We start from the raw sequence: 17886 nt of genomic DNA, 5'->3' as shown, positions 1-17886 counted from the left end.
GAATTATGCTTGCATTGCTGGCTGCATTCCCATTTCTTTTAGAAATCTAAAATGCGCAGCGATTGCTTTTCGTGTTGTGTCGTACTCTTTATAAGGTAAGTTAAATTCTTTAGCTGTAGATTTTACAATTTCAGCTATTTTACCATAATGGATATGGCTAATATGTGGAAATATGTGATGCTCTACTTGGTGGTTTAAACCGCCGGTGTACCAATTGATAATTTTACTTCTGGCTCCAAAATTCACCGTGGTGTTCAGTTGGTGAATGGCCCAAGTGTTTTTCATGGTCCCGTCTTTTTCTGGTAAAGGCATTTCGGCTTCATCCATAACGTGAGCCAATTGAAATACCACACTTAAAATTAAGCCTGCAACATAATGCATAAGTAAAAATCCAATTAAAACTTTATACCATGCAATATCCGTCAATGCCATTGGTAAGATGATCCACATAGAGATGTAAATGATTTTTGAAATGACTAATTTACTCCAATTCACTACAGGATTAGGGAATTTTCCGTACGCTAATTTACGCTTCATATATCGTTTCATTTGTTGGAAATCTGTGGTAATCGCCCAGTTTATGGTTAAAAGTCCGTAAAGTAAAATAGAATAGTAATGCTGAAATTTATGGTGTTTTCTCCATTCTGTATGTTCTGAAAAACGTAATATACGTCCCGCTTCTAAGTCTTCATCATGTCCGTGGATATTTGTGTACGTATGGTGTAAGACGTTGTGTTGTACTTTCCAATTATAAACATTTCCAGCTAAAATGTAAATGCTACTGCCCATGATTCTGTTAATCCATTCTTTATTAGAGAAGGCACCGTGATTACCATCATGCATCACGTTCATACCAACACCAGCCATACCAACTCCCATCACAATGGTTAATAGGAATTGTGCCCAAGTTGGAATGTTTAAGGTTAATAATAGAAAATAAGGTGTTAAGAACAAGGTGAACATAACAATGGTTTTGACCCAAAGTTGCCAGTTACCAGTTCGTTTTATATCGTTTTCTTTAAAATAATTGTTAACGCGTTTGTTGAGGGTTCTAAAGAACTTAGCAGAGTCCGTTCTTGAGAAGGATAAGGTTTGTTGTTTCATGTATGCTTTATTTTATGTAATAACGTAAGGGGTTTAAATACATTATACAAAAGCAAAGATAGGCATTAAATAAAAAGCAATTGTAATGGATTAACGTAAAATTATCAATAAAACTAATATAACCTTGCGAATATTAAGGGCTTAAAGACTTCGTTTTTAGGGCTATTTGTAGTTTTTAAGCTTTGGTTTAAAGCGCTTATTTAAGGACTATTGGCAACTGAAAGCTTATTACATTTGGTAAGAAGCATTAGGAATAATTAAGATTAGTTCTCTCTAGAAAACTTTAAAAAACTATTTTTGCAGAAACATCAGCTATGGAACTTATTCTTAAATACTTCCCCGATTTAACCGAAACTCAAATTGAGAAATTTAAAGCTTTAGAGGCTTTATATAAGGATTGGAACAGTAAAATTAATGTGATATCCCGAAAGGATATTGATGAATTGTACTTAAGACATGTCTTACATTCATTAGGGATTGCAAAGGTTATTAACTTTGTCCCTGGTACTTCAATTTTAGATGTGGGGACCGGTGGTGGATTTCCAGGCGTGCCTTTAGCAATTCTATTTCCTGAATGTGAATTTCATTTAGTAGATAGTATTAATAAGAAACTAAAAGTTATTAATGCAGTAGTAGAGGCTTTAGAACTTACTAATATAAGAACGACGCATAGTCGAGTAGAAGCGATAGATGAAACTTTCGATTTTATAGTGAGTAGGGCAGTGACAACGATGCCAGAATTTACAACCTGGGTCAAAGGAAAAGTGGCTAAGGATCAGAAAAATGATCTTAAGAACGGTATTCTTTATTTAAAAGGGGGCGATCTAACTGAGGAGTTACAACAATATAAAACGGTAAAGGCCTTTTTGCTTTCTGATTATTTTGAAGAGCCATTTTTTGAAACTAAAAAAGTCATTCATTTACCTTTAAAATATAAAGGCGCTTAAACCTATAAAGCGCTTATTTATTTTGGTTTCTCTTTTGTCGCAGATTAGATAAGTAGCATAGAGATTTAAATATTTATAAGCGATGTGCTTATTGGTTTAACCCAACTAAACGCATAAAAAAAACCTTAAAAGTCTCAGACTTTTAAGGTTTTTTAGTTTTAACACGTTGCTGTTATTATCCTAAAAAAGGATATCTGTAATCTACAGGAGTTACAAAGGTTTCTTTAATTAATCGTGGAGAAACCCAACGTAATAAGTTTTGTGGACTTCCGGCTTTATCGTTAGTACCAGAGGCTCTTGCACCACCAAAAGGTTGTTGTCCTACAACGGCACCAGTTGGCTTGTCATTGATATAGAAGTTACCCGCAGCATTCTGAAGTGCTGTTGTTGCTTCTTCAATAGCGTAACGGTCTCTAGATAAGATGGCACCTGTTAAGGCATACTCACTTGTTTCGTCAACTAATTTTAGAGTTTCAGAATAGGTCTCGTCTTCGTAAACATAAATTGTAATGACAGGTCCAAACAACTCTGTAGACATTGTGGTGTATTTTGGATTGGTTGTAAGGATTACAGTAGGCTCTATAAAGTAACCTTTAGATTTATCATAGTTACCACCAGCTATAATTTCAGCATCACTATCCGCTTTAGCCGCGTCAATATACTTCGCTAATTTATCAAAAGAACCTTCATGAATAACAGCAGTAATAAAGTTGCTCATATCTTCAGGAGATCCCATTTTAAATGAAGCCATGTCTGCTAATAAGTAGTCTTTAACTTCTGGCCATAATCCTGCAGGGATATAAGCTCTAGAGGCTGCACTACATTTTTGTCCTTGGAATTCAAAAGCACCACGAGAAATAGCTGTAGCCACTTGTTTAGCGTCTGCTGTTTTATGTGCTACAATAAAATCTTTACCTCCAGTTTCACCTACAATTCTAGGGTAGGTTTTGTAAGTGTCAATATTGTTTCCAATTTGTTTCCAAAGGGCTTTAAAAACATGCGTAGAACCGGTAAAATGTAATCCAGAGAAATCAGGACTTGCTAATACGGTATCTGTAATCATTTCCGGATCACCGAAAACAACATTAATGACACCATCTGGTACACCAGCTTCTTTAAAGATGTCCATAATAACTTTAGCTGAATATACTTGGCTATCACTTGGTTTCCATACAACAACATTACCCATTAAAGCCATACATGCTGGTAAGTTTCCGGCAATAGCTGTAAAGTTAAATGGCGTTACGGCATAGGTAAACCCTTCAAGAGGTCTGTATTCTACACGGTTCCATGCGGCACTTGTGCTTTCTGGTTGCTCCATGTAAATATCAGACATAAACTGAACGTTGAAACGTAAAAAATCAATAAGCTCACAAGCCGCATCAATTTCAGCTTGATAAATATTTTTAGACTGCGCAATCATGGTGGCTGCATTAATTTTGGCCCTGTAAGGACCAGCAATTAATTCTGCAGCTTTTAAGAAAATACCAGCACGTTGTTCCCATGGCATTAAAGCCCAAGATTTTCTTGCTTCTAAAGCCGTAGCAATAGCTTCTTCTACATGTGATTTTTCAGCAACATGGTATTCCCCAACGCTATGTTGGTGGTCATGTGGTGGAGACATTGTTCTGGTGTTGCCCGTCTTAATATCCTTACCATTGATGTATAAAGGGACTTCTACCTTAGAGTTAAACATTGATTTATAAGCTTCTAAAACTGCTTCGCGTTCTGGAGAACCCGGTGCATAAGACATAACAGGCTCATTAACTGCTACAGGTACATTAAAGAATCCTTTTCCCATATTAAATTTGTTTTATGTTTCCACAAAAGTGAAAATCTATTTGTGTTTTATTTTGAAAATATCAACAACAAATGTACAATTTTTATAAGAGAATATTTTTTTGAAATGTTATAGTTCTGTGAAGATTAGATCTAAGAATTTAACACGATAGAAACGGACTCCGTGAAAGCAAGTTCATAAGATGTAAAGCTTTTATGTAAAGTCTTTTAGGTGTAGTTAGTGTCTTGAGATAATACATTAAAAAAAAAGAGCCATAAATTTAATTGAGCGCAAAAGGTGCACTCAGTTTAAAAGGTGGAATGTAGACTTTAAAATGCGAGTTTTTGCTGTGGTTGGCCATGGAGTAGTAGCCTTGCATGGCGCCGAAAGGAGAGCTTAGAAGACAACCTGAATTGTAGGTGTGCGATTCGCCTGGCTTTAACATAGGTTTTCTTCCAATGACCCCTTCACCTTCAATAGTTTCTTCATGATTTAGAGCGTCAAGGATTCTCCAGTATCTAGAATTTAATTGCACCTCGTCTTTACTTTGGTTTTCAATCGTAATTCTATAGCCAAAGGCGAAGTGTACTTTATAGTTTTTATAAAACGTACCTTCAAAATTAGTTTCTACTGAGATCTTTATCCCGCTTGTTACTTGCTGTACCATGAGTTCTCGTATTGCTCTATGCTAAAATAAGATAAATTTTCTTTGCGTCTGTATAATTATAATATAGCAGCTTGTTTTTTAACAAATACCTAATTTACATAGGGTTATTATTAGAAAGGTAGCAAATACCATTCCAATAAATAGCATTTTAATAATGGATATGATCAGGCTTTAGTTGCTAATGTCTACTGAAGAGGCTTCGCCAAAGCCAATAAGGCGGTCGTAACGCGCTCCGAGATCTTTGTAATAAACCAAGACTTTGTAGTTGTTTTCAGTCTGCCAAAAATTACCGCTGATAGCACCTTCTTCTAAAACACCTGTTTTGCGGTCTACACTAACATATTTATAGTTGTAAAACCCTTGCTTCAGTAACATGATGTTTTCATAGCGTTGGCTTTCTTTATTGTAAATCATTTGGGTTAAAGGCTCTAGAGTAAACCCATTAAAATTACCATAGATATAAATGGATTTACCTTCTAATTTAGGGTGTAATAGCGTAAAATGAACCATGACATAATCGGCCTCTATACTAACATCAGTAGCATCTAAAGCGGTAATTAAAAAATTACCATTGATATCTGGGTTGTAGGTATAAGGGACATTTTTCCGAGTAATGTTGGGGTAGAGGTAATTGTGATAAAGGTCTTTTAGTTCTATGCGTTGCACACCAATGTTTGCAGCCCTGACGTCTTTATTTTCAAAGAAGTTATACTCGTTTCCGGCCCAAAAAGCAGATTCGGTTTTGTAGCGGTAGATTAATTCGTTTCCTAAGGTGTATTGTGGTTTTAAATCTGAAATGGCGGTGTTCAGGTTGTTATTCTGAATTACTAAGGTCCTAATGGTTTCTAAAGGATTGTTTAAATTCATTCCATTAGTGGTAATCACCATGTCTATAGATTGCTTTTCTGCAATAGTGGTGACATCTCTAGAACGTTTTACTTGTACGCCAACATTGGTAAGATCTTCATAAATCATAAATTTTCTGCTGAACATTAACTCGTCATAATCATCATAAATCGAAATCATGTAATTGCCACTTTTAAGAAAACCACGGGTTTGGGTGTTTGGAATTTCTAAATTGTAGTGCGAATAAATCTGATAGGTATTAAAAGAATTTTCATAATCCAAAATACGTTGCTGGTCTAAGCCGCTGAGGTATTCCGATTTTACAAGATTAGAGGGCGTCCAATCAAAGTTAAAATGTTCAATAACGTAATAGAAATCTTCTTCATTTGCAGTTAAGGCATCAAATTCAAGCACTAAGGGTTCTCCGAGTTTTAAAATAGGGAGTTGGCCTTGGGTGGTGTTGCTTTTAAAGGTGATGGTTTTTATAAAATCTGGCGGATTTAGCTCTGTAGCAACCTGCGCTATGGCAAGGAGTGGAGTGATTAGAAAAAAGAGCAGAAAAGAAGAGTGTTTTTTCATGTTATGACGTCTTAGCGCATAAAGATAATCAAAATCTATGCCCTAGAACAATTCGGTTATTTATAATCATTACAAATAAAAAAGATCGCTGTTTTTAGAGAGTTTTTACGCATTAATTTGTAGATTTGCACGGATTTTTAGATAACTAATCTTTAAGTATATGTCAAAAGACATCAAAATTAAAAAGGGTTTAGATATAAAGTTAATCGGTGAAGCCGAGAAGACTATAGAAAATGCTATTATTAGTAATTCTTACGCTATTAGACCCGAAGATTTCCACAGTATTATTCCAAAACTTGTTGCTAAAGAGGGCACACGTGTTAAAGCAGGTGAGACTTTATTTTACAACAAGGATAACGAGAACATGAAGTTTGTTTCTCCAGTTTCTGGTGAAATTACGGAAGTGCTGCGTGGACCAAGACGTCGAATCGACGCTATTAAAATAACTGCAGATAAGGAACAAACCTACCTAGATCATGGGGTGTTTGACTTAAATTCCGATGCTGAAAAAATCAAAGCACATTTACTTGCTTCAGGATGTTGGGCTTTTATAAAGCAACGTCCTTACGATGTAATTGCCGCGGCGGATGTTACGCCAAAAGCAATCTTTATATCCGGTTATGCAAGTGCGCCGTTGGCAGCTGATTTAGACTTTACCTTAGCGGGTAAAGAAGCTGAGTTGCAAGCCGCGGTTACGGCCTTGTCTAAATTGACAACAGGAAGTGTGCATATTTCAGTAGGAGATAAGTCCAACTCGCCACTAGCTAATTTGGAACATGCAACAACTCATAAGGTTTCTGGACCGCACCCTTCAGGGAATGTGGGAACACTTATTAATAAGGTTGATCCTATTAATAAAGGGGAAACAGTATGGACTGTTAATGCTCAAGATTTAGTGATTATTGGTGAGTTACTTCTTACTGGAAAATTCAATGCAGAGCGTATCATTGCTTTAGCAGGATCTTCAGTGCAAAAACCACGTTATTTTAAAACCTTATTAGGAGCAGAAATAGCAACTATGGTTTACGATAAAGGCGTTGAAAGAGACAGTAATGCCCGTTTCATTTCTGGAAATGTATTATCAGGGAAGCAAGTGCAGGCTGATGAGCATTTAGACTATTATAGTAATGTTCTTACGGTAATTCCAGAAGGTGATGATTACGAATTTTTCGGTTGGAATAAACCTATCTTCAATAAAGTATCAACTTCTAGAGCCTTAACGTTTTCTTGGTTAAATCCTAAGAAGAAATTCGACTTAAATACAAACACAAACGGTGAGCATCGTGCATTTGTAACTACAGGTACTTACGAAGAGGTATTTCCTTTAGATATCTACCCAATGCAGATTCTAAAAGCTTGTATGTATAAAGATTTAGATGAAATGGAAGCTTTAGGAATGTACGAAGTTGCCCCTGAGGATTTTGCTTTAACAGAATTTGTTTGTGTGTCTAAGCAACCACATCAAAAAATAATTAGAGAAGGTTTAGACTTAATGCTTAAAGAAATAGGATAATGGGTTTAAAAAATAATTTACATAATTTTAAGGAGAAGAATAAAGACAAGAAGTGGCTTCCTGGATTTAACGCCCTTTTTACGTTTTTATATATGCCAAATGAGACCACTCACAATGGAACTCATATTAAGGCTGCCGACGATTTAAAACGTACCATGAATACCGTAATCATGGCTTTAGTGCCATGTTTAATTTTTGGAATGTTTAACGCCGGATATCAACATTATTTAGCACAAGGTCTTATTGATTCTGCTGATGGATTTTTAGGAGCATCTTTTTGGACTTTAGATAACCTTACTGTTGGACTTTGGAAAGTGTTACCACTAGTCATTGTGTCTTACGGTGTTGGTTTAGCGGTTGAATTTATTTTCGCAATTATCAAAGGACACGAAGTGGAAGAAGGGTACTTAGTAACAGGAATGTTAGTGCCTTTAATTGTACCTGTAGATATTCCATTATGGATGTTGGCAGTTGCTGTTATCTTTGGTGTTGTTATTGGGAAAGAAGTATTTGGTGGAACTGGAATGAATATTTTAAATCCAGCTTTAACCATTAGAGCCTTTTTATTCTTTGCTTACCCAACATGGATGTCTGGTGATAAAGTATGGATACATGGTGCTGTAGAACGTGATCAAATGATTGCTGCAGGTCAGAATATCGATGCTATTTCAGGAGAAACTATTTTAGGATCCCTAGCACAAGGAAAAGAAGTGGCGTATTCTATTTGGGATATGTTCTACGGAATTATTCCTGGTTCAGTAGGAGAAACATCAACACTTTTAATCTTATTAGGAGCCCTCTTCTTAATTTTTGCAAAAATTGGAAGTTGGAGAATTATGCTTTCATCTGTAGTAGGTGCATTAGTTATGGGACTTATCTTTAATGGTTTTGTAGATGCTGGTGTCATTACTGAAGGAAGTAAGTTTTACGGTTTAATGAGTACAGAATTTTGGCATCATTTACTTATTGGAGGTTTTGCTTTCGGTACAGTATTTATGGCTACAGATCCTGTAACAGCTTCTCAAACGAATAAAGGAAAATGGATCTATGGATTCTTAGTAGGATTCCTTTCTATTATGATTCGTGTATTCAACCCAGCGTACCCAGAAGGAGTAATGTTAGCCATTCTATTAATGAATGTGTTTGCACCAACTATTGATCACTATGTGGTACAAGGGAATGTTAAGAAAAGAATGAAACGTCTAAAAGCAAAAACTGCATAACGATGGAAAACAGAACAGATAAAAATTCGTACACTATTATTTTTGCCGTAGCCATGGTATTAATTGTAGGGTCATTATTAGCGTTTACAGCATCTTCGTTAAAACCGACGATTACAGAAAACCAACGTATAGAAAAGCAACAGAATATTCTATATGCTATGGGTGTAAATGAAAACGACGAGAGCAGTGCTAACTTCGTTTCTACAGATGTAGCTCCAGAGCTTTTTGAAAAGTATATTCAGAAGCAATTGGTAATAGAAAATGGAAAAATTAGTGAGAATGACGAAGCTTATTTAATTGATGTTAAAAAGCAACAAGCCAACGAAAAGGCCGGTCAACCTCGTAAATTGCCATTATTTATTGGAGAAAAAGATGGTCAGACCTTCTATATTGCCCCTATTAGAGGTAAAGGGTTATGGGATGCAATTTGGGCATATATCTCAATGGATGAGAATATGGTAGTTCAAGGAGCGTTTTTTGATCATGCTGGTGAAACTCCTGGTTTAGGAGCTAATATTAAGCAACGTTTCTTTATGGATGATTTTATTGGGGAGCACCTTTTAAATGACGCTGGAAACTTTGCAGGTATTGATGTTGCTAAAGGAAATGCTGATCCAAAGAATTTAGATAAAACAGATAATGAGGTTGATGCAATTGCAGGAGCTACAATTACAGGTAATGGTGTTGCAGCCATGATCAAAAGTGATTTAAAGCTTTACGAATCTTATTTTAAAAATTTAAAAAACAATTAATTTATGGGACTTTTATCAAAAAAAGATGCCAAGTTAATCACAGATCCATTAGCGGATAATAACCCAATTACCATTCAGGTATTAGGGATATGTTCAGCTTTAGCAATTACGGCAGAGTTAAAAGCCTCAATTGTAATGGCAGTGTCTGTAATGGCTGTTTTAGGGATAGGAAACGTTGTCATTTCTTTAATGAGAAATATCATTCCTTCAAAAATTAGAATTATTGTTCAATTGGTTGTCGTTGCAGCTTTAGTAATTATTGTAGATCAGGTCTTAAAAGCCTTCGCCTATGAACTAAGTAAAACGCTTTCCGTTTTCGTTGGATTAATTATTACAAACTGTATTATCATGGGACGTTTTGAAGCCTTTGCTTTAGCTAACAAACCATGGCAATCCTTTTTAGATGGTATTGGTAACGCCGCAGGTTATGGTCTTATCTTAATCATTGTAGGTTTCTTTAGAGAGCTTTTAGGATCTGGAACTTTATTAGGTTTTAAAGTCTTAGGAGACCCTATTGAAAAAACAGGATTATACGCTATAGGATATGAAAATAACGGATTTATGTTATTATCACCAATGGCCTTAATCGTTGTGGGTATCATCATCTGGATACAACGTAGTAGAAACAAAGCGTTAATAGAAGATTAAATTAGTTTAACGGTAAGTGTATTGAAGATTATTAATTTTCAATAACGCTTAGCAACAACTAAAAACAAAATATATGGAACATATAGAATTATTTTTCAAGTCGATTTTTATAGATAACATGGTATTTGCGACGTTCTTAGGAATGTGTTCTTATCTAGCCGTATCTAAAAAAGTAAGTACTGCAGTAGGTTTAGGTGCCGCAGTAATCTTTGTACTTGCGATTACAGTACCTTTAAACTGGTTGTTAGATCAGTATTTACTACAGCCTGGAGCCTTATCATGGTTAGGTGAAGAGTATGCAAGTTACGATTTAAGTTTCTTATCCTTCATCATGTTTATTGCTACCATTGCAACAATGGTACAATTAGTAGAGATTGTTGTGGAGAAATTTTCACCATCATTATATAACTCACTTGGTATATTCTTACCGTTAATTGCGGTAAACTGTGCCATCTTAGGAGGATCTTTATTTATGCAGTCTCGTGAAATTGCAACCTTAGGTTTAGCAACAACTTACGGGGTAGGTTCAGGAATTGGATGGTTTTTAGCGATTTTAGCTATTGCTGCAATTCGTGAGAAAATTAGATATTCTAACGTACCACCAGCATTACGTGGACTAGGAATTACCTTTATTATTACAGGTTTAATGGCTATTGGCTTTATGAGCTTTGGTGGTATGTTAACCGGTGGTGATGACGAAGCTAAAGAAGAAGTGACTACAGAGACGGTGAAAGCAGAAAAGAACTTAGAGGAAACAAAAGCATTAGCTGATAACACAATTAAAGTAATTGAGTAATATGATTTTATTAGCAGCAAGTACAACAGGAACAATTATAGCAACCGTAGTTGCTTTTCTAATAATTACAATGTTATTAGTAGGGCTTTTACTATTTGTAAAACAAAAATTATCACCATCAGGACCTGTAAAAATTACAATTAATGGTGAACGTGAAATTGAAGTGGGTTCAGGAGGGTCTTTATTAAGTACCTTAGGGAATCAAAAAATATTCTTACCATCGGCATGTGGTGGAGGTGGAACTTGTATTCAGTGTGAATGTCATGTTTTATCTGGAGGAGGAGAAGCGCTTCCTACAGAAACGCCACACTTCAGTAGAAAAGAATTAAAAGAAGGCGCACGTTTATCTTGTCAGGTAAAAGTGAAGCAGGATATGGAAATTACCATTCCTGAAGAAGTTTTCGGAATTAAGAAATGGGAAGCTACTGTTGTAAGAAATTATAACGTTGCCTCATTTATTAAGGAATTTGTAGTAGAAATCCCTGAAGATATGGGATATAAAGCTGGAGGATATATTCAAATTGAAATTCCAGAATGTACCGTTAATTATAAAGATATTGACATTACGGCACACCCTGAAGAGCATGAAACACCAGATAAGTTTCAAGCAGAATGGGATAAGTTTAACTTATGGCCATTAGTGATGAAGAACACGGAAACTGTAGAGCGTGCCTATTCAATGGCCTCCTACCCTGCAGAAGGACGTGAGATTATGTTAAACGTACGTATTGCAACGCCGCCTTGGGATCGTGCTAAAAACGGTTGGATGGATGTAAATCCAGGTGTAGCGTCATCATATATCTTTAACCAAAAGCCAGGAGATAAAGTTGTTATTTCAGGACCTTACGGTGAATTCTTTATCAACGAGTCTGAAAGCGAAATGCTTTACGTTGGTGGTGGTGCAGGTATGGCGCCGATGCGTTCGCACTTATATCACTTATTCAAAACCTTAAAAACAGGTAGAAAAGTAACCTATTGGTATGGTGGTAGATCTAAGCGTGAGTTATTCTATTTAGAGCACTTCCGTGAATTAGAAAGAGATTTCCCTAACTTTAAATTTTACTTAGCCTTATCTGAACCAATGGAAGAAGATAACTGGAAAGTAAAAGAAGATATTGATGCTCCAGGAGATGGTTTCGTAGGCTTTATTCATAATTGTGTAATTGATAATTATTTAAGTAAACACGAAGCACCAGAAGATATTGAATTATACTTCTGTGGACCTCCATTGATGAACCAAGCTGTTCAGAAAATGGGTGAAGATTTCGGGATTCCGGATGAACATATTAGATTTGATGACTTTGGAGGATAATCTAAAGCTTCATATAGAAAAAAGCCAACTCTACGGAGTTGGCTTTTTTTATGGGCTAAAGTGATGGTTAAACGCTTCAGTAAGTCTAGTGTTGAAATTCATAGACTTCGTTTTAAAACCTGCTTTAGGAAGTTATAGTCCTATTGTTGATGTAACTTTTAAACAGGGTTGTCCGTTGCCAATTCATCCGTTTATATAATATTTCGGGTTTTACAATTGATGCTTCATAGTGAAGCGCTAGACTGTGGTTACTTGTTCTGCTTTTGTTGAAGCTGTATAGCTAAAATCAAAGCGTTTTTCGCAATCCATGACGTTGGGTACACCGTCTAACTTGCAAAGTTCTGCGACTACCGCAGTGAGTCCATTAAATAGACTGTTATCATCAATGATTTTAGGCCGTTTTAAGCGTTGATTAGCACTAAAGTGATATCCACAACCTTTTAAAAATGCACGTTCAATATAGAGTAGTTCTTTAGGGTTATAGCCGTTGAAGCGTTTTCCTAGATGTTGGTTCACCAAACCGATATAGTTTAAGGAAGTAGATCCATGAACATCCGTAATATATTGCCAACTCGTTTTACCGTCTAATAGGTTGCCAACCGCGCATTGTTTGTAATCTTCAGGGTTCAGTGCTTGGTTGTGAAATGCGATGTATAATTTATGAAGGGCAGCTTCAAATCGGATAGAATTTTTCATAGCTAAAGGGTTTAAAGCAAAAAAGTTACAAAAAATTGTTGATATTCAATTTTTGTAACTTTATAAAAGTGCTGTTGTAAACCCCTTAAAGCGTTTCTTCTAGGATATTTTTTAAGGTTTGTAATGAAATAGGCTTTATAATGTAATTGGTAATATTATCGTAGCGTTCAGCGCGTTTAATATCTACCGGATCTATAGAGGAACTCACAATATAGATGGTCATTTTCTTATGCGATTCAATTTTAACAAATTCATCTAGAAACTGCCAGCCATCCATAATAGGCATGTTAATATCTAATAAGATAACATCAGGAACATTTTGACCCGCATTCATTATCGGTTTTAGATTATTTATAGCTTCTTGGCCATTTTTAAAGACCATAAATGAATTACAGAAATCTGATAATTCCATCATTCTTTTGGCCCCAAAAATGAAAATAGGATCGTCATCAATGATGCAAGCAACGTCAATTTTATTCATATTTTTTTAGATATATGTAGAAGGTTGTCCCTTCGTTAACTTGACTCTTTACGTCAATTTTACCGCCAAGTGCTTCTATTTGGTTTTTGGTTATAAACAGACCAAGACCTCTTGAATCTTCATGCTTATGAAATGTTTTATACATTCCAAATAACTTTTCGCCATACTTTTTTAAATCGATTCCTTGGCCATAATCTCTTATTTCTAAGATTACATCGTCTTGATCTACACGGGCATTTATTTCTATTTTGGCTGGCTCTTGAGGTTTTTTATATTTAATAGCATTCGTTAAAAAGTTCAGGATAATACTATCTAAATAGGCCGGTACGCCTTTAATAGCAATATCCGGATCTATATCTACAGAAACTGAGGTTTTAGACTCTATAATGAGTGCAGAGATACTGGAGAATGCCCCGTTAAAACACTTTAGTAAATTTAATTTTTCGGTTTTTAAATCCTTTTGAATATTTATAGCCGCCACTTCATTTAAGTTGGCTACAGTTTCACCTAAATGACTCACGGCTTGTTTTACCAAGGGAAAGATTTCATTGTCGGTGGTTTCAGGCAAATCCATTTCAATAATATCCAATAGCATATCTAAATTTCCGTAGTGCGACCTTAAATTATGCGATACAATATGCGCAAAATTAAGTAGGCGCTTATTTTGGTCTTCAGTAGTTCTGAGTAATTGATTCACTTTTTCACTGCTTTTCTTGATCTCTGTATGGTCATTAATTTGGGCTACAAAATGCTGAGGCACACCGTTATCATTTCTTACAATTGAAATAAATAATTGTGCCCATATGGTTTCGCCTTTCTTGTTGATGTAACGTTTCTCTGTTTCAAAATAATCTAAATTCCCACTCATCATACTCAACATGGCCTTATAATCTTTTTTAAGATCATCAGGATGAGTAAGATCCATAAACGAAAGGGATTTTATCTCTTCCTTATTGTACCCAAAAGTTTTACAAAGACTTTTGTTGACGTTAATCCACTGACCTTCCAAATCTATAATGGCCATTCCTACTAAGGCGGTATCAAAGGTGAGTCGTAATTGCTCTTCTTTTAATGCTAAAGCTTTCGCATTCTTGGTTCGGTTATCAATATCTTGAAATAAACCTTGTACAAATACACATTCATTATTTTCAACAATGGGTATACCGATGGCTCTTACCCATTTGTCTTTTCCAGTAGCGGTAACAATCTGAACCTCGGCATCAAAGTCTTTATGTTCTTCTAAACAGTTCGTAAATAATTCATTTATAGTTTCTAAACTATGCCCTTCCTTATAAAATGTTAATCCTATTTCCACATTAGGTTCAAAATCTAAGGCCACTTCGTGGATCTTTTTTGTTTGGTTACTCCAATTCAGTTCCGACGATTTAGGATTGTATTCCCAAGTACCAATTGAGGCCCGTTCTTGTATGAAATTCAATAAGTTAATGTTATTATGAGATGGCGTATTAGGGGTATACAAAATGAAGAATTTTGAGGGGTTTTAAAGAGCAAATATAACTTTTAAATTCTGTTTATAAAATATAAAATACACGATAAGACGATAAACATTAATTTATCTGTAAGTGTTTTCTGCTTTTGATGCGGAATTATTAGATTATTGTTCTAAATGGCTAAAAAATATCAAACCATAAGGGCTGTGTTTTCATTAACGTAGACCGCAAAATTTTGTCTTATAATCAATACGCTTATTATACCATTTTAATCGTCAAGTTTGTATTTTTGTGGCATGAGTAAAGCACTGACACCTCAAGAACTACATAATCTTGCCATGAATCATGTAGGTAAAGATTTAGAAGCACGTGGATTCGAATTTATAGCCATCAATAGTAAACTTAAACGGCATCCACAATTTGTGTGTATCGATAAGAACAATCAATATTATTTTGTAATTGTACGCGCTGTTCTATTGCCAGAAAACCCTAATAATTATGATGTGGTTTGGATGGAAACCTTTAAAAAGCATGCTTTTGACAAGGATGCTAAAGTGTTGTACGCAGGGGTTGGTCTCGGAAATCCTAAAGGGGAAGACCTCCCTATTTACCTCAATGAAGACTATCTTATAGAGTATAATGGTATTCAAGTTTTAGACATGAATCTCAATTAAAATCAATAATTCACCTTAGGCTAATAAGCTATTAACATACGCCCTAATTCCGTTTTTAAAATGAAAAAATTACTTCTATTATTTAGTCTCGCTTTGCTTTTTATGGCTTGCGAAAAAGAACCTAAGAATATAAAGTTATCAGGTCCTGTATTCGGAACCTCATTCAGTGTGCAATACCATTCGCCAAAGGATGTTAATTATAAAAAGCAATTTGATAGCCTTTTTAACGTCATTAACATGTCGATGTCTACTTATATTCCAGAGTCTAAAATCTCTAGAATTAATAAGGGTGAAGTCCTAGAGGTTGATGCCCATTTTAAAAGAGTATTTACGCAGGCCAAGAAAATTTATAGACAAACTGAAGGGGCACTAGATCCTACAATAGGTGCCGTAGTTAACGCTTGGGATTTCGGGCCCGAAGGAAAAATTGCTCATATTGATAGTGCTGCGATTAAAGGTTTAATGAAATATGTTGGTTTTAATAGAATGGGGCTAAAGGCCGATAAAGTCATAAAAAATGAAGGTTCTTTTATTGATTTTAATGCCATAGCAAAAGGGTATTCTGTAGATGTTATTGCTGAGTTTTTAGAGCAGCAGAATGTGACTAATTATTTAGTGGAAATAGGAGGAGAGCTTAGAGCAAAAGGTATTAACCTAGAAAAACAAACGGCTTGGAAAGTTGGTATTGACGATCCTAATTTTGAGGGAGAACAATCCTATTCTAAGGTTATAGAACTTACAGATCAGGCTATGGCGACCTCAGGAACTTACCGTAAGTTTAAAGTTGATGAGAATGGAAACCGCTATGCGCATATCATTGATACTAAAACAGGCTACCCATCAAAAACTCATATATTAAGTGTTTCGGTACTTGCCGAAGATTGCATGACTGCTGATGGTTATGCAACTGCTTTTCAGGCTATGGGAATAGAAAAAGTACGAGCCTTTGCCGAAAAGCACCCGGAGGTCAAAGTATTTATTATTTTTGAGAATGAAGCCAAAGAATTTGAGACTTTAGCCTTGAATAATTTCCCGGAATAAGCTTAAGCTCTTAAGCTTTTATAGAGTAAGTTGGTGTTTTATTGAAGCGTTAAGATGCGTTTCTTAAAACGCATTAATCAATACCAATAACCAACCGATAACTAAAAGTAGACCTCCTAATGGCGTCACAGGGCCTAAAAATCGAAGTTTTTTACCTTTAGCATCAGATAATACCAATCCGTATATACTAAACGAGAAGAGTATAATACCGATTGTAAAACACCAATACGTTGCTGTGGTGACGTTGGTTGCGCTTAGACCTAAAGCGAGTAATACGATGGCGTGATACATTTGATACCTTATACCCACTTCAAAACTGTGTAATTGGTCTGTAGATAAAACTTTCTTTAAAGCATGGGCACCAAAAGCTCCAAAGATTACGGCTAACATTCCAAATAAAGCACCTGTAGCAATTATAATGTGTTGTGTCATTTTAATAAGTTGTATTATTTATAAACTACAGGAATAATTTCACCTTTAGCTAAACAGTATTTTTCAATGTCTTCATCAGAAAGTGACGCTGTATAATTGACCTCTTCAACTTTAAAGCCTATAGAACGCAGCTTATCAAAATAATCACGCCCATAAACCCTAACGTGGTCGTATTGTCCAAAAATCTTAGCACGTTCCGCTTTATCCGTTATTGAATCATCTTCAAATGTTTCTGTTCTGGATAGGTCTTGCGGAATTTGAAACACTCCATAACCACCAGGTTTCATAACGCGATATAGTTCTTGCATGGCTTTAGTATCATCAGGGATGTGTTCTAAAACATGATTACAGAGAATAATATCGTAACTATTAGCTTCGAAGGGTAAATCACATATATCTGCTTTGACATCGGCAATAGGTGATAGCAAATCTGTAGTGGTATAGTTTAAATTTTTTAAAGCTCTAAACCGTTTTAAAAAACATTGTTCTGGAGCAAAATGAAGAACACTTAATGCTGCACTTGATGCCGTATCTCGTGAAAATAAATTAGTTTCATTTTGTAAATACAACCATAACAATCGGTGACGCTCTAAACTTAAAGTTGAAGGCGATAACACATTGTTCCGTTGATTGCCATAACCATAAGGTAAAAAGGTTTTAAACTGTTTACCATCTATAGGATCAGTGAATTTATCTCCTTTTAATAAGACGGTTAAAATTGGGCTTGCCAAATAGCTAAGCCTTATGAGTAAAGGTCTTGGGACTGTATTAAGGATGAGTTTAAAGAGTTTTTTCATACTGTTACTCAGAGATTCATGAAAATGCACAGCGTTTTTCGGAGTACTGACTGTGTGTTATTTATGAATCGTTTTATACCATTTTTTTAATTTAATGTTGCCATTGAGTAACCGTCCAATGGGATAATCACCAAATACCTTATACGC

Annotated in this window: 18 protein-coding genes; 9 read left to right on the top strand and 9 right to left on the bottom strand. The window is 35.4% G+C overall.

The annotated features are described in order from the left end of the window. Window positions 1-3: 3 nt before the first annotated feature. On the bottom strand, window positions 4-1104 hold the full coding sequence (locus DFQ08_RS13775; protein ID WP_114310620.1) for a fatty acid desaturase family protein: 1101 nt from the start codon (window positions 1102-1104) through the stop codon (window positions 4-6). Between the two features lie 314 nt (window positions 1105-1418). On the opposite strand from DFQ08_RS13775, the gene rsmG reads away from it, so the two are divergent. Then, window positions 1419-2051 (top strand): 16S rRNA (guanine(527)-N(7))-methyltransferase RsmG, encoded by a 633-nt coding sequence (gene rsmG, locus DFQ08_RS13770; protein ID WP_114310619.1) that lies wholly within the window; start codon window positions 1419-1421, stop codon window positions 2049-2051. Between the two features lie 175 nt (window positions 2052-2226). Here rsmG and pruA read toward each other — a convergent pair whose 3' ends face one another. The 3 genes from pruA to DFQ08_RS13755 all read right to left on the bottom strand — a co-directional run bounded on the left by pruA (window position 2227) and on the right by DFQ08_RS13755 (window position 5923). After that, the gene (gene pruA / locus DFQ08_RS13765) at window positions 2227-3852 is read right to left on the bottom strand and encodes an L-glutamate gamma-semialdehyde dehydrogenase (protein WP_114310618.1); all 1626 of its coding nucleotides are present in this window, start codon (window positions 3850-3852) and stop codon (window positions 2227-2229) included. 259 nt (window positions 3853-4111) lie between these two features. Beyond that, complete coding sequence (gene apaG, locus DFQ08_RS13760; RefSeq protein ID WP_114310617.1) at window positions 4112-4498, bottom strand: Co2+/Mg2+ efflux protein ApaG; 387 nt, start codon at window positions 4496-4498, stop codon at window positions 4112-4114. Window positions 4499-4669: 171 nt separating this feature from the next. Continuing rightward, window positions 4670-5923 (bottom strand): type IX secretion system plug protein, encoded by a 1254-nt coding sequence (locus DFQ08_RS13755; protein WP_114310616.1) that lies wholly within the window; start codon window positions 5921-5923, stop codon window positions 4670-4672. A gap of 160 nt (window positions 5924-6083) precedes the next feature. Here DFQ08_RS13755 and DFQ08_RS13750 point away from each other — a divergent pair, with 160 nt between their 5' ends. From DFQ08_RS13750 to nqrF, 6 genes are all read left to right on the top strand, one after another. Continuing rightward, window positions 6084-7436, top strand: a complete 1353-nt coding sequence (locus tag DFQ08_RS13750) for a Na(+)-translocating NADH-quinone reductase subunit A (protein ID WP_114310615.1) — start codon at window positions 6084-6086, stop codon at window positions 7434-7436. After that, complete coding sequence (locus DFQ08_RS13745; RefSeq protein ID WP_114310614.1) at window positions 7436-8659, top strand: NADH:ubiquinone reductase (Na(+)-transporting) subunit B; 1224 nt, start codon at window positions 7436-7438, stop codon at window positions 8657-8659. Before DFQ08_RS13750 ends, DFQ08_RS13745 begins: the two co-directional genes overlap by 1 nt. A gap of 2 nt (window positions 8660-8661) precedes the next feature. Further along, window positions 8662-9411, top strand: a complete 750-nt coding sequence (locus tag DFQ08_RS13740; protein ID WP_114310613.1) for a Na(+)-translocating NADH-quinone reductase subunit C — start codon at window positions 8662-8664, stop codon at window positions 9409-9411. Between the two features lie 3 nt (window positions 9412-9414). Further along, window positions 9415-10059, top strand: a complete 645-nt coding sequence (locus DFQ08_RS13735; RefSeq protein ID WP_114310612.1) for an NADH:ubiquinone reductase (Na(+)-transporting) subunit D — start codon at window positions 9415-9417, stop codon at window positions 10057-10059. Between the two features lie 73 nt (window positions 10060-10132). Further along, window positions 10133-10855 carry an NADH:ubiquinone reductase (Na(+)-transporting) subunit E gene (nqrE, locus tag DFQ08_RS13730; RefSeq protein WP_114310611.1) on the top strand — a complete coding sequence of 241 codons (723 nt, stop codon included), beginning with the start codon at window positions 10133-10135 and terminating at the stop codon, window positions 10853-10855. A 4-nt stretch (window positions 10856-10859) separates the two neighbouring features. After that, window positions 10860-12167 carry an NADH:ubiquinone reductase (Na(+)-transporting) subunit F gene (gene nqrF, locus DFQ08_RS13725; protein ID WP_114310796.1) on the top strand — a complete coding sequence of 436 codons (1308 nt, stop codon included), beginning with the start codon at window positions 10860-10862 and terminating at the stop codon, window positions 12165-12167. A gap of 237 nt (window positions 12168-12404) precedes the next feature. Here the strand turns inward: nqrF and DFQ08_RS13720 are convergent, their stop codons facing one another. The 3 genes from DFQ08_RS13720 to DFQ08_RS13710 all read right to left on the bottom strand — a co-directional run bounded on the left by DFQ08_RS13720 (window position 12405) and on the right by DFQ08_RS13710 (window position 14782). Beyond that, on the bottom strand, window positions 12405-12863 hold the full coding sequence (locus DFQ08_RS13720) for a Na(+)-translocating NADH-quinone reductase subunit F (RefSeq protein WP_114310610.1): 459 nt from the start codon (window positions 12861-12863) through the stop codon (window positions 12405-12407). A gap of 85 nt (window positions 12864-12948) precedes the next feature. Then, entirely contained in the window at window positions 12949-13344 is a 396-nt protein-coding gene (locus DFQ08_RS13715; RefSeq protein ID WP_114310609.1) for a response regulator, read from the bottom strand. Further along, complete coding sequence (locus DFQ08_RS13710) at window positions 13337-14782, bottom strand: sensor histidine kinase (protein WP_147269479.1); 1446 nt, start codon at window positions 14780-14782, stop codon at window positions 13337-13339. The genes DFQ08_RS13715 and DFQ08_RS13710 overlap by 8 nt, the downstream gene beginning before the upstream one ends. 309 nt (window positions 14783-15091) lie before the next feature. Between DFQ08_RS13710 and DFQ08_RS13705 the strand changes: the two genes are divergently transcribed. Both DFQ08_RS13705 and DFQ08_RS13700 read left to right on the top strand, forming a co-directional pair. After that, entirely contained in the window at window positions 15092-15469 is a 378-nt protein-coding gene (locus DFQ08_RS13705) for a Na(+)-translocating NADH-quinone reductase subunit F (RefSeq protein ID WP_114310607.1), read from the top strand. Between the two features lie 60 nt (window positions 15470-15529). After that, entirely contained in the window at window positions 15530-16510 is a 981-nt protein-coding gene (locus DFQ08_RS13700; protein WP_114310606.1) for an FAD:protein FMN transferase, read from the top strand. 63 nt (window positions 16511-16573) lie between these two features. On the opposite strand, the gene DFQ08_RS13695 is transcribed toward DFQ08_RS13700, so the two are convergent. Further along, the gene (locus DFQ08_RS13695) at window positions 16574-16942 is read right to left on the bottom strand and encodes a DUF423 domain-containing protein (protein ID WP_114310605.1); all 369 of its coding nucleotides are present in this window, start codon (window positions 16940-16942) and stop codon (window positions 16574-16576) included. A gap of 14 nt (window positions 16943-16956) precedes the next feature. Continuing rightward, window positions 16957-17739 carry a class I SAM-dependent methyltransferase gene (locus tag DFQ08_RS13690; protein ID WP_114310604.1) on the bottom strand — a complete coding sequence of 261 codons (783 nt, stop codon included), beginning with the start codon at window positions 17737-17739 and terminating at the stop codon, window positions 16957-16959. Window positions 17740-17886 lie beyond the last annotated feature (147 nt).

Origin of the sequence: Winogradskyella arenosi (genome assembly GCF_003337305.1) — a bacterium.
Classification (GTDB): Bacteria; Bacteroidota; Bacteroidia; order Flavobacteriales; family Flavobacteriaceae; genus Winogradskyella; species Winogradskyella arenosi.
Note: the sequence above shows the minus strand (reverse complement) of the source record. Positions and strands in the feature narration are given on the sequence as shown.

Excerpts from the sequence above, each read along its gene's own strand:
- DFQ08_RS13775 (WP_114310620.1), bottom strand. The coding sequence starts at position 1,104 with ATGAAACAACAAACCTTATCCTTCTCAAGAACGGACTCTGCTAAGTTC.
- rsmG (WP_114310619.1), top strand. The coding sequence starts at position 1,419 with ATGGAACTTATTCTTAAATACTTCCCCGATTTAACCGAAACTCAAATT.
- pruA (WP_114310618.1), bottom strand. The coding sequence starts at position 3,852 with ATGGGAAAAGGATTCTTTAATGTACCTGTAGCAGTTAATGAGCCTGTT.
- apaG (WP_114310617.1), bottom strand. The coding sequence starts at position 4,498 with ATGGTACAGCAAGTAACAAGCGGGATAAAGATCTCAGTAGAAACTAAT.
- DFQ08_RS13755 (WP_114310616.1), bottom strand. The coding sequence starts at position 5,923 with ATGAAAAAACACTCTTCTTTTCTGCTCTTTTTTCTAATCACTCCACTC.
- DFQ08_RS13750 (WP_114310615.1), top strand. The coding sequence starts at position 6,084 with ATGTCAAAAGACATCAAAATTAAAAAGGGTTTAGATATAAAGTTAATC.
- DFQ08_RS13745 (WP_114310614.1), top strand. The coding sequence starts at position 7,436 with ATGGGTTTAAAAAATAATTTACATAATTTTAAGGAGAAGAATAAAGAC.
- DFQ08_RS13740 (WP_114310613.1), top strand. The coding sequence starts at position 8,662 with ATGGAAAACAGAACAGATAAAAATTCGTACACTATTATTTTTGCCGTA.
- DFQ08_RS13735 (WP_114310612.1), top strand. The coding sequence starts at position 9,415 with ATGGGACTTTTATCAAAAAAAGATGCCAAGTTAATCACAGATCCATTA.
- nqrE (WP_114310611.1), top strand. The coding sequence starts at position 10,133 with ATGGAACATATAGAATTATTTTTCAAGTCGATTTTTATAGATAACATG.
- DFQ08_RS13720 (WP_114310610.1), bottom strand. The coding sequence starts at position 12,863 with ATGAAAAATTCTATCCGATTTGAAGCTGCCCTTCATAAATTATACATC.
- DFQ08_RS13715 (WP_114310609.1), bottom strand. The coding sequence starts at position 13,344 with ATGAATAAAATTGACGTTGCTTGCATCATTGATGACGATCCTATTTTC.
- DFQ08_RS13705 (WP_114310607.1), top strand. The coding sequence starts at position 15,092 with ATGAGTAAAGCACTGACACCTCAAGAACTACATAATCTTGCCATGAAT.
- DFQ08_RS13700 (WP_114310606.1), top strand. The coding sequence starts at position 15,530 with ATGAAAAAATTACTTCTATTATTTAGTCTCGCTTTGCTTTTTATGGCT.
- DFQ08_RS13695 (WP_114310605.1), bottom strand. The coding sequence starts at position 16,942 with ATGACACAACACATTATAATTGCTACAGGTGCTTTATTTGGAATGTTA.
- DFQ08_RS13690 (WP_114310604.1), bottom strand. The coding sequence starts at position 17,739 with ATGAAAAAACTCTTTAAACTCATCCTTAATACAGTCCCAAGACCTTTA.